The following is a 14,755-nucleotide window of genomic DNA, read 5'->3' on the forward strand; positions in this document are numbered from 1 at the left end:
GTGGACAATGCCGATTCGGGATTGGAAACCTGCTCTTAATCGATTTGCCATCCTCTTTGAGGATCGTCTCCATCTCTAGCTTCTAGACTTTACACATTTTTCTTGACAGTCTCCCATCAGGTGGAATATTGAGGAATTTCATCGTGAACTCAAACAATTGACGGGTATTCAGTTTTGCCAATGCCGCAAGTCTAGAATTCAGCGTAATCATATTGCTTGTACCATGCTTGTTTGGCATCATCTTAAACGTTTAGCTTCTCAAGCTGGTAATACCATCTACAAACTTAAATCTGGGCTTTTGTCTGATTATTTAAAATCCCAACTTAAGTGTCCTTCTATTCCTATGCTTCTTGCGTAAGTCCTATATGTATAGAAAAACTTTCTTTTCTATACATATTGTTCTCAATCTAAACTCTTTAGAAAAGAGGCAAATTATAATTGCTGTCCCAAACGTTGAGGTTTATTTCTGTTAGAAGTCGAAAAGCTTGCCGAAAATCCTTAGCAGGAAATTTTGAGAAAATAAAAATAAGGAGAAAGCCCGAAATAATGAGCCTGAAGTACAACATATCCGACCTACCGAGTGGTAGCGAATCTCGACAAAGCCATGTGGAATTCATTAGAGTGAATCTTGAACTATTACTAGCAGTAGCATGGTACGGCTACGAAAGTGAGGGAAGAGGCGCAATCATCATTGATGTGAGTAAATCCAAAGAATCGCGAATCGGCATTAGCCCTTATCAAAAATGGCTGGACTCTGAAAGCTATGACTGCTACCTCAGCCAAGCCACAGCAGAGCGCATCGCTACCGAATCAGGATACCCAAACCCATTTCAAAAGGAAGAAAAGAGGCAAATCAGGGACTACAAACCTGAGAACCAAGTTGTAGTCTGCTTTATCCGTACCGATGGCGGCTTTAGCTCTTATGTAATCGCTCATCCGTTCCTGACCGCGAAACAAGCCTACGAAGCCAATAAAAACAGACTGCAAGCCGAATTTGCTATAGATCAACCCGACTAACTCTAACCCAATATTCAAACCTCAAAAGCCTCCTGATTTGCATCGGGAGGCTAATTTGTTATGGAGTCAAATATGACCAAAAAAAGATACAAAAGCATTCTGTGTGGACTATTGCTACTGACGATCGCCATCCATCCAGAACAGCATCATGTCGAAGAAAAGTATCCAAAAATTATCCACCCTCAAAACCGTCGTCAGCGCCGAAGAAGGAAGGGATTTGCTGTTAGCCATTAGCACTTAGCTAGATCTCAGCCTCAATCCACAACTCCCCAAAAGCCAAAAGCTAACAGCTAATCACCAAAAATAAAAACATGAACACATCAGCCATGATCGCCACGCAGCAAGCATTGATTGACAAAGGAGCCGAATATTTAGGCGACCTGATCGCATGGTCAATCAATGCTGAAACCAGACTCAGTGAAACCACTCTGAAACTTGCCGCCGAGCAAGTCAATCTCGACTTCAGCTACCTCCCCGAAATTCCTAACAAACTTAGTGCATTCAAAAATGCTCGCACCAAAACTCAAACCCAGTTGAGTAATCACAACCTCCTAATCCGACAAATCTCCAATAACGGCTTATTGGTCTATGGATTTGTACTAGAGAACAAGAACGAGAAAGACAAAAAGCTCCGCTATAACCAACTCGCTTCCTATAGCTTCGACAAGAGCAACGAAACCACCAATTGGAACCGAGAAGACTGGAGCCAAGAAAACGAATCATTGATTGACATGGCAAGAACTACCTTCGACAAATGGTACAGATGGAGCCAAGAAATCACCAGTAAAGAAATCCGTGCCATGCTGACCGAATTCGTCAAAAAAGCAGGAGTGCCCTTTCGAAAGCGAGGCGGCACATACTTTGTCGCTCGTAGCTATCGGCTAGAACTAACCGCCTTTCGCGAACTGCTACCCCTGATTCACCGCGAAAACAACATTCGCTGGATGCCGATTGCAGGTATTGGCGACATGGACATCATCGCAAGGCAATCCCTTGAAAAGGAAGTGCAGTCAATGTCTCATTACCTAGACGAACTACTAGATCCACAAAAGGTATCAGAAACCAAGGGCAGCACCCTGAAAAACCAACTCAAGGTATATCGGGAAGTAGAAGACAAAACCAAAATGCTGTCTGAACTATTGCAATTTCGTTCTGATGCACTGACCGACAAACTTGCCAAACTGCGCCAACGTTGCCTGAACGTACTGGACGAAATTGCCACTACTCCAGTAGTTGAAAGTCCAGAAGATTCACTCCCTCAAGTAGAAGAAATCATTTCTGAACCAGAAGAAACCAACTCCATTGAAACCAGCCTAGCAGAAACAACCGACGAGAACCCAGACAACCTATTTGATCTCGGCTTCTAGCGAAGGATCAAGGGAGGAGCCAAATTGCTACTCCCCATCAAAACATAAAAGATTAAGAGGAACTGAAAAATGATTACAGCCGAAATCGCCCAGACTAATGGACATATCACCGCATTGACCGTAACCAATAAATCACCAATGGAGAAATTGCAACAACTGCGCGAAGAATTGCAAAACGTTTACCTAGATCGCAGCGAAGCAATCGACCTGATTATGGTGGGACTGCTGGCAAAAATGCATATTTTCCTAGGAGGTAAACCAGGCACAGGCAAAACCGAACTTGCAAAAGCAGTCTCAGAGGCAATATCAGGAACCACCTTCTTTCATTACCTGATGACTAAAACCACCGTTGCCGAAGAAGTATTAGGAGCGCCCGACCTCGCGGAACTGCAAAAAGGCAAATTCGTGCGTGACACCGAAGCGATGTTACCCGAAGCGCATCTAGCTTTAATGGACGAAATTGGCAAAGCAAATAGCATTGTCCGCAATTCGGCATTAGGACTAATGAACGAACGAGAATTTCTCAACGGCAAAACCAAACTCCAGTCACCATTAATCACCATGATTGGCTGCTCCAACGAACTCCTTGATGGAGAAGAAGACGGAGCATTTTGGGATCGGCTGAGCTTGCGCTATATGGTCGATTATCTAGGCGATGAAGACCTACGAACCTTACTTTTACGCAAAACCAGCAACATCGCCGCACCGCAGATCACAACCCTGCTAAGCCTAGCCGAACTAGAGCAAATGCAAACCGCCGTGAGAAACGTGACATTCCCTGCCCCAGTGATCGACTCCCTGATCGACCTGCAACGAGAACTGAAGAAAGAGAACTTCATCGTCAGCACCAGAAAATACGTGCAGATTGTCACCATTCTCAAAGCATATGCCTATCTGCAAGAAGAAGCTGAAGTAAGCGAAGACAGCTTTGAAATTCTCAACCATGTAATCTGGAATCATCCCAGAGAGCAAGCGCTGATTAGGAAAATCGTCGCCAAAGTGGGCAATCCCGTGAACATCCAAGCCCAAGAAATCCTCGCCGCCATCACCGAAAAGCTTTCAGACTTAGGTAACTGTCCCACCTATGGCACCAAGAAACAGCAAGACGATTGGGCAACTGAAGGCTCTGGAGTATTGTCCGATATGCGAAACATGATCGACAGACTGCAAAACTTGATTGCTCAACACCCAAACAGGGCAAAGAAAGCACAACAAGCGATCACCGAAATTGAAACCAAGAAGAAACCATTACTGGCGAAGGTCAGTGAAATCATGTACGGCGCATAAACCCAACCAACAGAGAACAGATAATCTGCTCTCTGTAATTAAAGAGATTATCGAGAGTCAAAATGCAAGAATCATTAGTGTATGTAATCCCCAAATGGACAGAGCTATGTGTGAATGACTTCAAAGAGAAATCATCCAGACTGAGCGAAGTCATCGAAGAGGGAGAAAGCAAAGTCTATAACTTTGAAATCTTTGTCAGCGAAACCTATCATCGCCTGTACGATCGCCAACCCAACCGACTCGAAGATAGCGCCATCAAACCCGAAAACAAAATCTGGATCACCATCCATCAACAGATGAGCGAGCTAGAAGTATTCCAACAATTTAGTAACCGCCTGAACGGAGACGAATTCCTCTCAGGTATTGGCACAACCGCCCTATGTATTGCGATCGTGGAAATGTTGCCAGAACCAGCCGAGCCATTAGAAGACCCAGAAGTAATCAGAAAACAATTGCGGGGAATCTTTGAGGCTTTGCAAGGGCAGACACCCAATGCAGGACTGATGCAAAAGATTCAACAGTTAAAACAACAGGGACTAGAAGCACGACTAGCTTGCGAAGCCTATGCCGACTCAATTAGCCCATCGGAAATCGAAACCGCACTGCTAAGTGGCATTGCCAAAGCCGAAGCTGAAATGCAATCCATCACTCAAAGTCTAGAAGCTTTTAGCGGCAGCAGCGATTACAGCCATGAAACTCAATTAAAAATCGCCGACAAAATACAACTCGCTCAACGCCTCCATGCATCGCCAAAACTGCAAGCGATCGCTGAGTTAGCAGGGAAGAAAATAGCGATCGCCGCGAAGATACAACGCAGCAAAGTCAAAGAAGGACGCACCGAAATGGTAGGAGTGACCACAGGCAATGACTTGACTCAGCTACTGCCCTGCGAACTACTGAAGCTAACTACCCCAGAGTTATTCCCCATATTTGCCCAAGGGTACATTGAGCGATCTCTTTTGCAACGAGAACTAGTCAGCCGTGAACCTCTAGCGAGAGGTCCAATCATCATTTGTCTAGATTCCAGTGGGTCAATGGCAGGGCAAGAAGAAATCTGGAGCAAAGCGATCGCCCTCGCATTACTGAGTATTGCCGTCAGTCAAAAGCGCCATTGCCGCATCCTGCATTTTACGGGCAAGGTAGAGCGGATTGACGACTTCGTGGGAGAAATCCCCGACACCAACCGCGTGATTGACTGCATCGAAAAGTTCTACAACGGCGGCAGTACCAGTTTTACATCCGCCCTAACGGGAGCCTTAGCATCAATCCAACAGCACGAACAGACCAAAAAAGCCGATGTGGTTTTAATCACCGACGGACTAGACACCCCATCCTCGGGATTTATAGAACAATGGCAAACCGACAGGAAAAAGTATGAATTTAGCTGCTACGGCATCCTGATTACCAGTGGCAATCTGGACGGCTACGAAAGCACAATCAGCAACCTATGCGATCGCTATGTGCAGATAGAAGATCTCACAGATGACAGCGAAGTATCCAACTGTTTATACAACATCTAAACAGATATCTATAACCAGAATAGGCGGCGCTTCGCGCCGCCTATTCTGGCTTTTCCTCTAGCGAGGCTCCCAAGAAAAATCCACATAACCCAATAAATAGAGGCGGCGCGAAGCGCCGCCTCTATTTATTGGGACTCAAAAAACTTGCATTTTTGCATTCACTCAACAAGGAGAAATATCTATGACTTATTCATTTCAGCAAGCAACCAAAGAAAATATCAAACTCCGCATGGCGCTATACGGTCCGCCAGGCTGTGGCAAAACCTACACTGCCCTGCAACTAGCATCAATCTTGGGCAAAAAGATTGGACTTATCGACACCGAATATGGCTCCAGTCGTAAATATGCCAACCTGTTTGACTTCAAATCACTAGAACTAACCAAATTTGGTCCCAGCCAATATTACAACGCCATTGAAAGCGCTGAAGAATCAGGATTCGATTACCTAATCATCGACTCCCTATCCCATGCATGGTATGCCGAACTAGACGCAGTGGGCAGTGACGTAAGGAACTGGGCAAAAGTCCGTCCCATCGAACGCCAACTATGGGACAAAATCATCAGCTCAAGCTGTCACATCATTGCCACAATGAGATCGAAGATCGAGTATGACTTTAACACTGCTGAAGTTGGTGGCAAGCAGAAAATCACCAGTGTCCGCAAGATTGGCACAGCACCAATTCAAAAGGAAGGCAGCGAATATGAACTGGACATCTGTGGCTTACTAGATGACCAGAACACACTGACGATCTCCAAGAGCAGATGTCCCGAAATCAGCAACGGTATTTTTCCAAAACCAGGGAAGAAATTTGCCGAACTGATTCAGACATGGCTCAGTGATGACACTCCAGCCAACAAAAATGGCTTTATTCCCATCGTCAATATACCTGTAAATACAGTTCCACAGGTACAGCCCGAACTAGTCACAATTGCCAGCAGTAATGTCGCCCAGATAGCCAGTACCAATGGTCATGTAGCCACAGCCATTGAAACAAAGCCAACTATTGCCAACACTCAACCCAGTAGCAGCAAACCCGATAACCCAGCCAAAGCCGCCTTCAAAGCATTATTGGCAATCACTCAGCAACACATCAGCAAAGTGATTGAGACCAGCATTGACCTGTATGGAGCCGATGAAAGTGGCACAAAGCCCAAATTCAACAGTGAAAATATGACCGCCGAGCAAATCAAAGCAGTCTGTGAAGCACTGATGCGAGAATGGCTAGGGCTTAAAGGATATACCGCCGAACTAGCCCAGAACCTGATCGACATCTCGACATCGCGGCACCCAGGACAATATGCAGCGATCGCCAAAGACATCGCCAACCAACTGGAATTTTAGCGGAAACCAGTTTAGTTTCTAACAGGCAACAAAACCGATGATGACCTCACAATCATTGGTTTTGTTGTAGCTATTGCAAACTAGCTAAAGAAGAATATGTACAACCACATCTCAACCAGAGCTGATGTCAAGGTTGGAGATCGCTTTGCTGTTTGGCACATCGGCGGCGAACCCGAAACCAGTATACGCAAAGTCACCAAAGTTGGTTTCGGCTCAACCGATTCCGCCTTTTCCTTAGAAGGGATAGCAGGTCGTTTCCACTTCGACTACGCACTTGGCAGAACCAGACATGATCTTGAACTCCAGATTGAGATCTATGTTTTATTCGACTCAATGGAACAACTTAAGCTAGAGCAACGCCGCCGCAAGTTGGCATACCACATTAGGCAAGCCGCAAAGCGGATCTATGGAGCGCCCACCTTGCCCTACAGCACTCGCCAACTTGAAGCGATCGCCAAAGCATTAGAACTGAGGATACGCTAATGGCTAAGAAGAAAACGAAACACGATCTTAAATACATCGATCCCGAATTCAAAGCAAAGCTGAATAGTTAGCGCAGCGTATTCATACCTGTTGAGTCCCAAGATTTTTTGAAGATACGCTATCGCGTAGAAGTCCATGACCTGATTCCTAAATAGAAGGAAAAAACTCATGTGTAATTCTACTAATCTCGTAGTTCTCTCTGGCTATGTCGGCAACGTATCTGAAGTACGTCAAACTAAGACCAGCGGCAAAGACGTACTAGACTTCAGCCTCGCTGTGCAGCCCAAACCTCGTCGCGACAATAATGGTAATTGGATCAACCAAGAACCACTTTGGGTGAAGGTAGTCTGCTGGAATGGAACTGCGGAATATGCCGAAGAACGTGCAGAATCTGGACGCTTCGTCGAAGTTACGGGAGTTCTGACTCAGCCTGAAGAGTATAAATCGAAGAAAGACAGGAAGCATCATGCGCGGACTGTGATTCATGCCCAATCTCTAAACTTCATTGATGTTGTGAAGAAGTCTGCCGAAGACGAAGAGTATCAAGAATCAACCCCTTTCTATGATGACTTCTAATTGAACAAGCAGAGAGCAATATTGCTCTCTGCTTGTTTTAGTCGCTATCGCTCAAGGCTCTTGCCCAGCTAAGAAAAATAGAAATTAACTATGATTTACACTCACAAAGGCTATCAAGGTTTGCTATCTACTCGAACCACCAATCAAGGTACACAATGGGTAGCTCAAGCTAAGAAATATTCAGTCAGCATCGAGCAGAAAGTATTCGCCCAATGGTGTGGCACAGACTTAATCACTAGTTTTGACATTGAACAGACCAAACAACACTTTGTTGAGATTGTGGAATTATTCTTGCAAGAACATGAGGATATATTTCCAATGTATCCACGCCCAGAATTACCAGATGCGACCATCGAAGCAATTCTGGATGAGCGAGTATACCTGACAGTCAACAATAGCGGTAGACATCACACCGCCAAGTTTCGAGTGTTTACAGAAGAACGTCTGCGAGTATTCCCAGCACGTATCCCGATTCCCGTAGGCATCAAACCTAACGTGAAGCCAAGATACAGGCAACTTGTTGCTTAATCAGCAATCTCTACAAAAAGTAAAATCTTCCTTGTGAAGGTTTTACTTTTTTGTCAAATCTATCTATTCAGTCAGGATGTAACCTGTCTTTTTGATGTCTGTTATTGAGTTATTGGCTTTAGATCCTGCATTCCGCTGATAGGCGATCGCACTTCGGAGGAGGTTGTTATCATAGTATTTCCTTGCTTTTTTTACATTGTGTTTTGATTATTCTGGAGTTCTTTTAGCATTGACACAGAGAGTGGTAGCCCCTGCTTTAACAGAATTTCTAAGTATTCATTGCTAGTTTTGGGTTGCTTTTTTAAGCGTTGCCGACAAGTCTCAACTGCTGCCATAACTTTGAAAGGATTTAAGCCAATCAAATCGGCAATAAAATCATCTGGATGCTTTGCTGTGATTCCATACTGACTGATATTCAGATCGGGAAAATCTTTTAGATTAAAGGTGACAATAACATCAGCTTCAGCCACAATTGCTGCCGCCAGAATATGGCGATCGTTAGGATCGGGTAATGTTAAGGATGGAATTAGTTGTTCAAAATCAGTAACTAAACTGTCTCGAACTTGACTATTCATCAAATCTTTGACTTGATTTAGCTTTTCCTTTGGTAAATCAGGACGATTTTCGATGAGATTGCGAATCCATTCGTCATGAATTAAGTTAGTCCATTTAGCTCTAAATAGATCGGCGATCGCTAATTGAATGAGAATATCTCTAAGATAGTTAGGATAAAGGACACAGGCATCGTATATCACTGTAAACTTGCTAGTCATATAGTCCTAGATCTTCAGATATTGTCACAATCTCATCTAAAACTTTGCTTCTGGCGGCATCAATATTTGTTTTGTATTCCATTAAGTCAGTAAAGCGAACTCGGCGATGCTTGCCGACTTTGTGATAGGGAATTAAGCCTTCTTCTAGTTGTTTGATTAGGAAGGGACGCGAGACATTGATTAAATCTGCGGCTTCTTGGGTAGTGAGTTCGGCGTGGATGGGGATGATTGTTACGGCATTGCCGTGGGACATTTGGGTCAAAATGTCTACAAATAGGCGATAGGCTGCCGCAGGAATTGTGGCTGTTTCTTCACTGCCATCAGCTTCTACGATTTTGAGATGACAGACACCTTCGCTAATATGCGAAGCAAGAATACGGCTGCTTTCTTTAGAAATTTCGGTTTCTTCTTCGGTAGGAATGTGTAAAGACTGGGTTAGGGCAACCATCGGGCAACCTCAGATAGTTTTGTATTTAGATTACTTGAATTTTGCTCAAAGTCTAACATATTAAACGCAATAAACGAAATGATGATTACCATGCAAGGCGATCGCACCATTTTTTACAAGTTGCAGTTAAACAATCATAATTTTATACTTCCAAAAAACTTAATAAAAACATTACTGCGAAGGTCAAGATAAATCGACTGAAAATTAAATAAGGCTAGCGCTCGTGCTGATGGAGAAAAACATAATTCCATTAGCGAAAAAGCCATGACCAATCCAGCAATCGAACTAGATAAAGACAGACTAAAGCTGTGCATTGAAATATTGCCAGAAGCAGACTCAACCGAGAGAATGGTGATCATCTCCATTTGCCGAGAGCAGGGAATGCCTCTAATTCGGACTATAAGTTTGAATGAACTAGCACCAATCCCATTACCTTTAGCCGAGGTAATCCAAGCCTATGCCGCCAGTGAGTTGGCAAATCAAATCCCGACCATTGAAGAAGAAACCCCAGAACCGATCGCTATCACCAAGAGATCCTTACTATCCACAAAACCAGAACAGATGACCTTACTATGAGCGAAACAGCAGTGAACTATAACATCAAGATTGAAGGACAGACGATTCCCGTACCACCTGAAATCGGGAGTAGCGATGAACAAATTAGGGCTACTCTCAGCCTATATTTTGAAGGAATCAAGAACTCGAAAATTGAAAGAACCGTGCAAGCCAACGGCGATATCCTCGTGGATGTCTGTAAACTCGCAGGGACAAAAGGAACGACATGAGCGAGACAGCGATCGCTAGTTTGATGAAAGCTCCAGAAGAAATCAACCCCCTGCTAGAGATACTCTGGGAAATTGAGAAGTACCAACAGCAAGGGACTCAATTAATCGAGCTAAGTGAAATCGGGTTAGAGGACTTTGACGAAACAAGCAAAGAATTACAAAAACAGAGTCTATGCATTCAAAGGACAATCGACAACCTGAAAAAAGCTAGCCCGATCGCCGCGCCGATGAAGATCCGAGGATTTTGAGAAAAATTAGAAGCGATCGCCCCCGTGTCTTATTACAAAGCCAAAGGACTAAGAGTGCTATCAGCATCCGTGCAGATGACCTATCCCGCTGTTCCTCTATTGTTAGTAGAGCAAATGCTCGAAGCCTCACGCATTGCCTGTGATGCCAACAATAAACCAGTAGAGATTGTATTCCACCTATATTTTGAAAAAGGAAATTGGCAGCTCGCAATACCAGATCAAGAGCAAACAGCCACATCCTGTAAGCCATTGGACAATAGCGCCAATAGCACCTATAGCAAAGCGATCATCGAAATCCATTCCCATCATGGCATGAGAGCCTATTTTTCAGACACCGATAACCGCGACGAAACAGGCTTTCGCATCTATGGAGTAATGGGTGAAATCTTCTCCAACCCACAGATTAGGATGCGAGTAGGAATTTACGGTCATTTCTACGAAACCCCAACCACAGGAATCTTGGAGTTACTCGCACAATTAACAGACTGCTTAGTGGAGGATTGGTAATGTCACATCTATCATTACCCTTTGCCGAAGCCGTCCCAATCTTGCTACCAGCCTATTAAGAACTAGACCTAATTCTCATCGGCTGTGGCGGCACAGGCGGATGGTTAGCCGTGAACTTGCCACGCATCGCCTATTTACAAAAACAAGCCGGGAAAAAAGTATCAGTTACTTTCATCGATCCAGATCGGGTCGAAGCAACGAATATACCGCGCCAAAACTTTACTCCCAACGACCTTGAACTACCGAAAGCATCAGTATTAGCCGCAAGGTATGGATGGCAATGGGGCATTGAAATCAGCGCCATAGTCTCATCATTTAGAGCAGACATGGCAACGTCACGATGGAAACACCTGACAATTTGTATTGGAGCCGTGGACAATCCCGAAGCCAGAGCAGAAATTGCCAAAGTTTTAGAAAATGGAAAAACAACATTCTGGTTAAACCGTATTCTTTCTGTTAAATTTCGAGTTAATGCAATTTATAAGATGGGTAATTATTTCGTGTAACCTACAAGTGATGCTGACTACAGAAGCTTAGATAGACCTTTGGCTACTTGCGGTGTAAAATTGATGTTATGTTAAAAAAGGCGATAGAGACGTTAGGCTAGGCTAAATGAGCAAGGATAAGTTTACAGAAGAAGAGAGAATAGCATTTTATAACGCTATTTCTCACCTTGATCCGAATAAAATCTATGTAAATTATAATAAAGATGCTGATACGTTATCTTATACTAAGCAAATACATAGCTATGAGAATATCTCTGGAAAGCCAAGCGATGAAGAGATTACCAGAGCATTAATTATCCTGCATTTAATTAATACATACGGCTATAACTCTGACAGAATTGAGATTGAGAATACTTTCTCTATTGGGGGAAGAAGAGATCAGGGAGCAAGAGCAGTAGAGACGGATATTTGTATAAAGAATGAAAAAGATGAGATAGAAATATTATGTGAAGTTAAGCGGATTCAAAATTATCTTGGTACTGATGATTCTTCCATAAGAAAACAACTTTTTGAGCCATTTGAAAACGTTGTAAAGTATAGCAAGTCGAAATATTTATTCCATCTTGCTGTTGACGTTCCAATTGATAAAGATCATTTCCCATTAAATTGTGTTGGTATAGATACAGCAGTTTCAAAGACCTATAGAGAATGGGAAAATCAGGGAAAAACACCACATTTTATCGATTTAATAACTTCGGGTGAAAGACCACAAGCACAAGATGCTTATATTAAGCTTGCTGGTGATGAAGAAAATCTTGATAAAAAGGTTAAGGACTTAAATGATAACTTTGGTATTGATCAGATACAGAGGGTATGGAGACAGCTTTGGGATCATATTTGGGGTGGAACACTTGAAGACAATAAAAAATTTGAAAATTTTAATAAGGTTCTTCTTGCAAAAATATATGATGAAAGAAAGACAAACTTAGGTACACCATATAGTTTTCAAAAAAGATTTGTGAGTGGTAAGCCTCAATCTGAGAGTGAATTGGCAAATAATATTGATTTACTCTATAGAAAAGCTTTCAGAGAATATCTATCAAAAGACAAGTCAATAGAACTTTTTAGTGTTAAGGGGATTGATTTTAGAGAATTTCCTATTTCCTTAGTTTCAAAATGTGTTGAGTACTTACAAGGATTTTCATTTCAGAAAAATCGATATAAAAATGTTGATATTTTAGGAGAATTTTATGAGATGGTTATTCGGGGAGCTTTTAAACAGACGAAAGGACTCTTCTTAACACATCCAAATATTGTTCTATTCATACTTTCCGTACTTGAAGTTGATAGAGTTGTTGAATCTAGACTGAGAAAACCTGATGAAGATAATAGATACAGACTTCCGTTTGTGATTGATCCAAGCTGTGGTACAGGAACATTTCTCGTCCATTATATGCATTATGTTCAAAAATTTATCAATAAAAACCATAAACGAATTACTGGTGGTGATGAAGACGTTAAAGATTTTATTGAGCGTCATGTGCTTGATAAGAATGCTTACAAGTGGGTAATTGATTATGTATATGGAATTGATAAAGAAGCTGTGCTAGCAACTGCTTGTCAGATAAACCTAATTCTTCATGGAGACGGAAGTACAAATATATATAATGCTGATGGGCTAAGTGGATTTAAGGATTATGGCAAGATGGAAGTAACTGGTGCTGTTAATATTCTCTCTTCTAACATCTCTGATGAATCTGATTACTACTCCAAGCAATCTATTAATAAATTTGATTTTATTATTTCTAATCCTCCCTTTAATGTCAATATTGATAAAAATGAAATTCAAAGTAATTTTGAGATCAAAGGTAAATCTGAAGCCTATTTTTTAGAGCGATGGTATCAGCTTTTAAAGGAAGACGGACGTATTGGTGTTGTACTACCTGAAAGTTTTTTTTCAGTAGAAGATGATATCGCTGGTCGCTTTTTTCTTTATAAACATTTTAAGATCAAAGCAATAGTTTCTTTGCCAAGTCATGCTTTTCAGCCACATACACCAACTAATACTAGCTTGCTTTTTGCTTCTAAAAAGACCAAGCAGGAAGAAGAAGACTTTAACGCACTATGGATTAAATTTGAATCTGAATTTGTAAATAAATCGAGTAAAATTACATCTATTTTACCTTCTCAAAAATCTAAAGTTAATTTTGAAGATGATAAAGTGATCGCAAAAAATAACATTAAAAAAATTCTCGAAGAAGTTGAGAAAGAGTGTCTAAATGAATTTGCCGCTGGTTTTGTAGTACTACCATTTTTTGAGGAAGGTTATATTTTTAATGACGAAAACTATACAAAAATCAAAAAATCTATTAACGATGTACTACAAAGCCTAAAAAAAAGATGGATTTTACATAAGGTTGCTAGTATACAAAAGATCGAATTTTATAATTTTTCCGTAGACGAAATTGGCTATAAGGCTGGAAAAAAAGGCTCGAAGGATAAACCAAATGAATTGCTCTCAGTTTTTGGTTCTGACAGTAAGAAAATTTATAATATTAAATATTCTCATAGTTGGGATAAAATTGATGAGAAAGATATAAAAACAGTTTTGGGAAAAATTAAGGAACTTAAAATATGGTAATAAGAGTAGAATCTAACTCGGTTGAGTATTTGACATCCTTTGCACCAATTCGATGTGATACTCATTTTAAGCACAATATCAACCTTGCTGATGAATTTTTCTCAAATAATTCGGTTGTTTGGGTTTCTCTTGGCTCTATTTTGGATAAAATACAAAACGGAATGAATATTAAGACTGAATTTTATTCAATGGAACCGACAGACATTTATTATCTATCTGTTTCTCAGGTAAAAGAATATGGTCTTATTGATAAAAATCAAAATTTTCTTACTGACGAAGTAAGAGAACTAAATAGTTTCTTTGAATTGGAAGGTAATAGAGTACTCATTACGAGATCTGGAACAATAGGTGTAGCATTATCTACAAATCACCCTACTTTCAATTTTGACGAAAAAACATATGTTGCTTCGGGATTTGTGATTACTGCTGAGGTGAAAGATAGTTATTCTTCTGATGTTGTTGCAAATTATATTAATTTATTTGATGTTCAGAAATATCTAACGGCAATGGCTTCAGGAGCTTGTCAAAAAAATATTGCTCAACCGATAATAATGCATCTTCCTATTCCAGAAGTTTTATTAACAGATAAAACACAATTTACTAAACTATTTAAGGAATATGAGGATGAGAGTCTTAAAATATTAGAGAATATTAGCGAATTGGAATCTAGTCTATAGCAATCCTAAATGATTTGTGGAAAAATAGAGAAGAAGAAATCAAAGCAAAGACTTGGAAGAATTAACTGAATTTATAGAGAGTAACCCCAAGAGTAAGGAACTCAAAAGAG

General features: G+C 41.4%; 18 protein-coding genes and 1 pseudogene. 17 read left to right on the forward strand and 2 right to left on the reverse strand.

Going from position 1 to position 14,755, the window contains the following annotated elements:
* Nucleotides 1–115 precede the first annotated feature (115 nt).
* The 10 genes and pseudogenes from H6F42_RS22000 to H6F42_RS20005 all read left to right on the forward strand — a co-directional run.
* Nucleotides 116–358 (forward strand): annotated as a pseudogene (locus H6F42_RS22000) (transposase); the annotation flags it as partial.
* A gap of 188 nt (nt 359–546) precedes the next feature.
* Entirely contained in the window at nt 547–1,017 is a 471-nt protein-coding gene (locus tag H6F42_RS19965; RefSeq protein WP_190401143.1) for a hypothetical protein, read from the forward strand.
* Between the two features lie 72 nt (nt 1,018–1,089).
* On the forward strand, nt 1,090–1,251 hold the full coding sequence (locus H6F42_RS19970; RefSeq protein ID WP_190401144.1) for a hypothetical protein: 162 nt from the start codon (nt 1,090–1,092) through the stop codon (nt 1,249–1,251).
* Nucleotides 1,252–1,328: 77 nt separating this feature from the next.
* On the forward strand, nt 1,329–2,384 hold the full coding sequence (locus tag H6F42_RS19975) for a DUF6744 family protein (RefSeq protein WP_190401145.1): 1,056 nt from the start codon (nt 1,329–1,331) through the stop codon (nt 2,382–2,384).
* 69 nt (nt 2,385–2,453) lie between these two features.
* Complete coding sequence (locus tag H6F42_RS19980) at nt 2,454–3,671, forward strand: AAA family ATPase (protein ID WP_190401146.1); 1,218 nt, start codon at nt 2,454–2,456, stop codon at nt 3,669–3,671.
* Between the two features lie 62 nt (nt 3,672–3,733).
* Nucleotides 3,734–5,191 (forward strand): VWA domain-containing protein, encoded by a 1,458-nt coding sequence (locus tag H6F42_RS19985; protein ID WP_190401147.1) that lies wholly within the window; start codon nt 3,734–3,736, stop codon nt 5,189–5,191.
* 181 nt (nt 5,192–5,372) lie between these two features.
* Nucleotides 5,373–6,533, forward strand: coding sequence for an AAA family ATPase (locus H6F42_RS19990; RefSeq protein WP_190401148.1), 1,161 nt, complete (start codon nt 5,373–5,375; stop codon nt 6,531–6,533).
* Nucleotides 6,534–6,629: 96 nt separating this feature from the next.
* Complete coding sequence (locus tag H6F42_RS19995; RefSeq protein WP_190401149.1) at nt 6,630–7,016, forward strand: hypothetical protein; 387 nt, start codon at nt 6,630–6,632, stop codon at nt 7,014–7,016.
* Between the two features lie 168 nt (nt 7,017–7,184).
* Nucleotides 7,185–7,592, forward strand: coding sequence for a single-stranded DNA-binding protein (locus H6F42_RS20000; protein ID WP_190401150.1), 408 nt, complete (start codon nt 7,185–7,187; stop codon nt 7,590–7,592).
* A gap of 90 nt (nt 7,593–7,682) precedes the next feature.
* A complete protein-coding gene (locus tag H6F42_RS20005) occupies nt 7,683–8,120 on the forward strand; it encodes a hypothetical protein (protein WP_190401151.1) in 438 nt (145 codons plus the stop codon).
* 191 nt (nt 8,121–8,311) lie between these two features.
* Here the strand turns inward: H6F42_RS20005 and H6F42_RS20010 are convergent, their stop codons facing one another.
* The gene (locus H6F42_RS20010) at nt 8,312–8,893 is read right to left on the reverse strand and encodes a PIN domain-containing protein (RefSeq protein WP_190401152.1); all 582 of its coding nucleotides are present in this window, start codon (nt 8,891–8,893) and stop codon (nt 8,312–8,314) included.
* The gene (locus tag H6F42_RS20015) at nt 8,886–9,341 is read right to left on the reverse strand and encodes a helix-turn-helix domain-containing protein (RefSeq protein ID WP_190401153.1); all 456 of its coding nucleotides are present in this window, start codon (nt 9,339–9,341) and stop codon (nt 8,886–8,888) included. Before H6F42_RS20015 ends, H6F42_RS20010 begins: the two co-directional genes overlap by 8 nt.
* Nucleotides 9,342–9,605: 264 nt before the next feature.
* On the opposite strand from H6F42_RS20015, the gene H6F42_RS20020 reads away from it, so the two are divergent.
* The 7 genes from H6F42_RS20020 to H6F42_RS20050 all read left to right on the forward strand — a co-directional run bounded on the left by H6F42_RS20020 (nt 9,606) and on the right by H6F42_RS20050 (nt 14,645).
* A complete protein-coding gene (locus tag H6F42_RS20020; RefSeq protein WP_190401154.1) occupies nt 9,606–9,917 on the forward strand; it encodes a hypothetical protein in 312 nt (103 codons plus the stop codon).
* A complete protein-coding gene (locus H6F42_RS20025) occupies nt 9,914–10,126 on the forward strand; it encodes a hypothetical protein (protein ID WP_190401155.1) in 213 nt (70 codons plus the stop codon). The genes H6F42_RS20020 and H6F42_RS20025 overlap by 4 nt, the downstream gene beginning before the upstream one ends.
* Nucleotides 10,123–10,374, forward strand: coding sequence for a hypothetical protein (locus H6F42_RS20030; protein WP_190401156.1), 252 nt, complete (start codon nt 10,123–10,125; stop codon nt 10,372–10,374). Before H6F42_RS20025 ends, H6F42_RS20030 begins: the two co-directional genes overlap by 4 nt.
* 24 nt (nt 10,375–10,398) lie before the next feature.
* Nucleotides 10,399–10,881 carry a Mov34/MPN/PAD-1 family protein gene (locus H6F42_RS20035; RefSeq protein WP_190401157.1) on the forward strand — a complete coding sequence of 161 codons (483 nt, stop codon included), beginning with the start codon at nt 10,399–10,401 and terminating at the stop codon, nt 10,879–10,881.
* 77 nt (nt 10,882–10,958) lie between these two features.
* Complete coding sequence (locus H6F42_RS20040) at nt 10,959–11,387, forward strand: ThiF family adenylyltransferase (RefSeq protein WP_347272338.1); 429 nt, start codon at nt 10,959–10,961, stop codon at nt 11,385–11,387.
* 106 nt (nt 11,388–11,493) lie between these two features.
* Nucleotides 11,494–13,968 (forward strand): N-6 DNA methylase, encoded by a 2,475-nt coding sequence (locus H6F42_RS20045; protein WP_190401159.1) that lies wholly within the window; start codon nt 11,494–11,496, stop codon nt 13,966–13,968.
* Nucleotides 13,962–14,645 (forward strand): hypothetical protein, encoded by a 684-nt coding sequence (locus H6F42_RS20050; RefSeq protein WP_190401160.1) that lies wholly within the window; start codon nt 13,962–13,964, stop codon nt 14,643–14,645. Before H6F42_RS20045 ends, H6F42_RS20050 begins: the two co-directional genes overlap by 7 nt.
* Nucleotides 14,646–14,755 lie beyond the last annotated feature (110 nt).

The organism is Pseudanabaena sp. FACHB-1998 (genome assembly GCF_014696355.1).
In the GTDB taxonomy this organism is placed as follows: domain Bacteria; phylum Cyanobacteriota; class Cyanobacteriia; order Pseudanabaenales; family Pseudanabaenaceae; genus Pseudanabaena.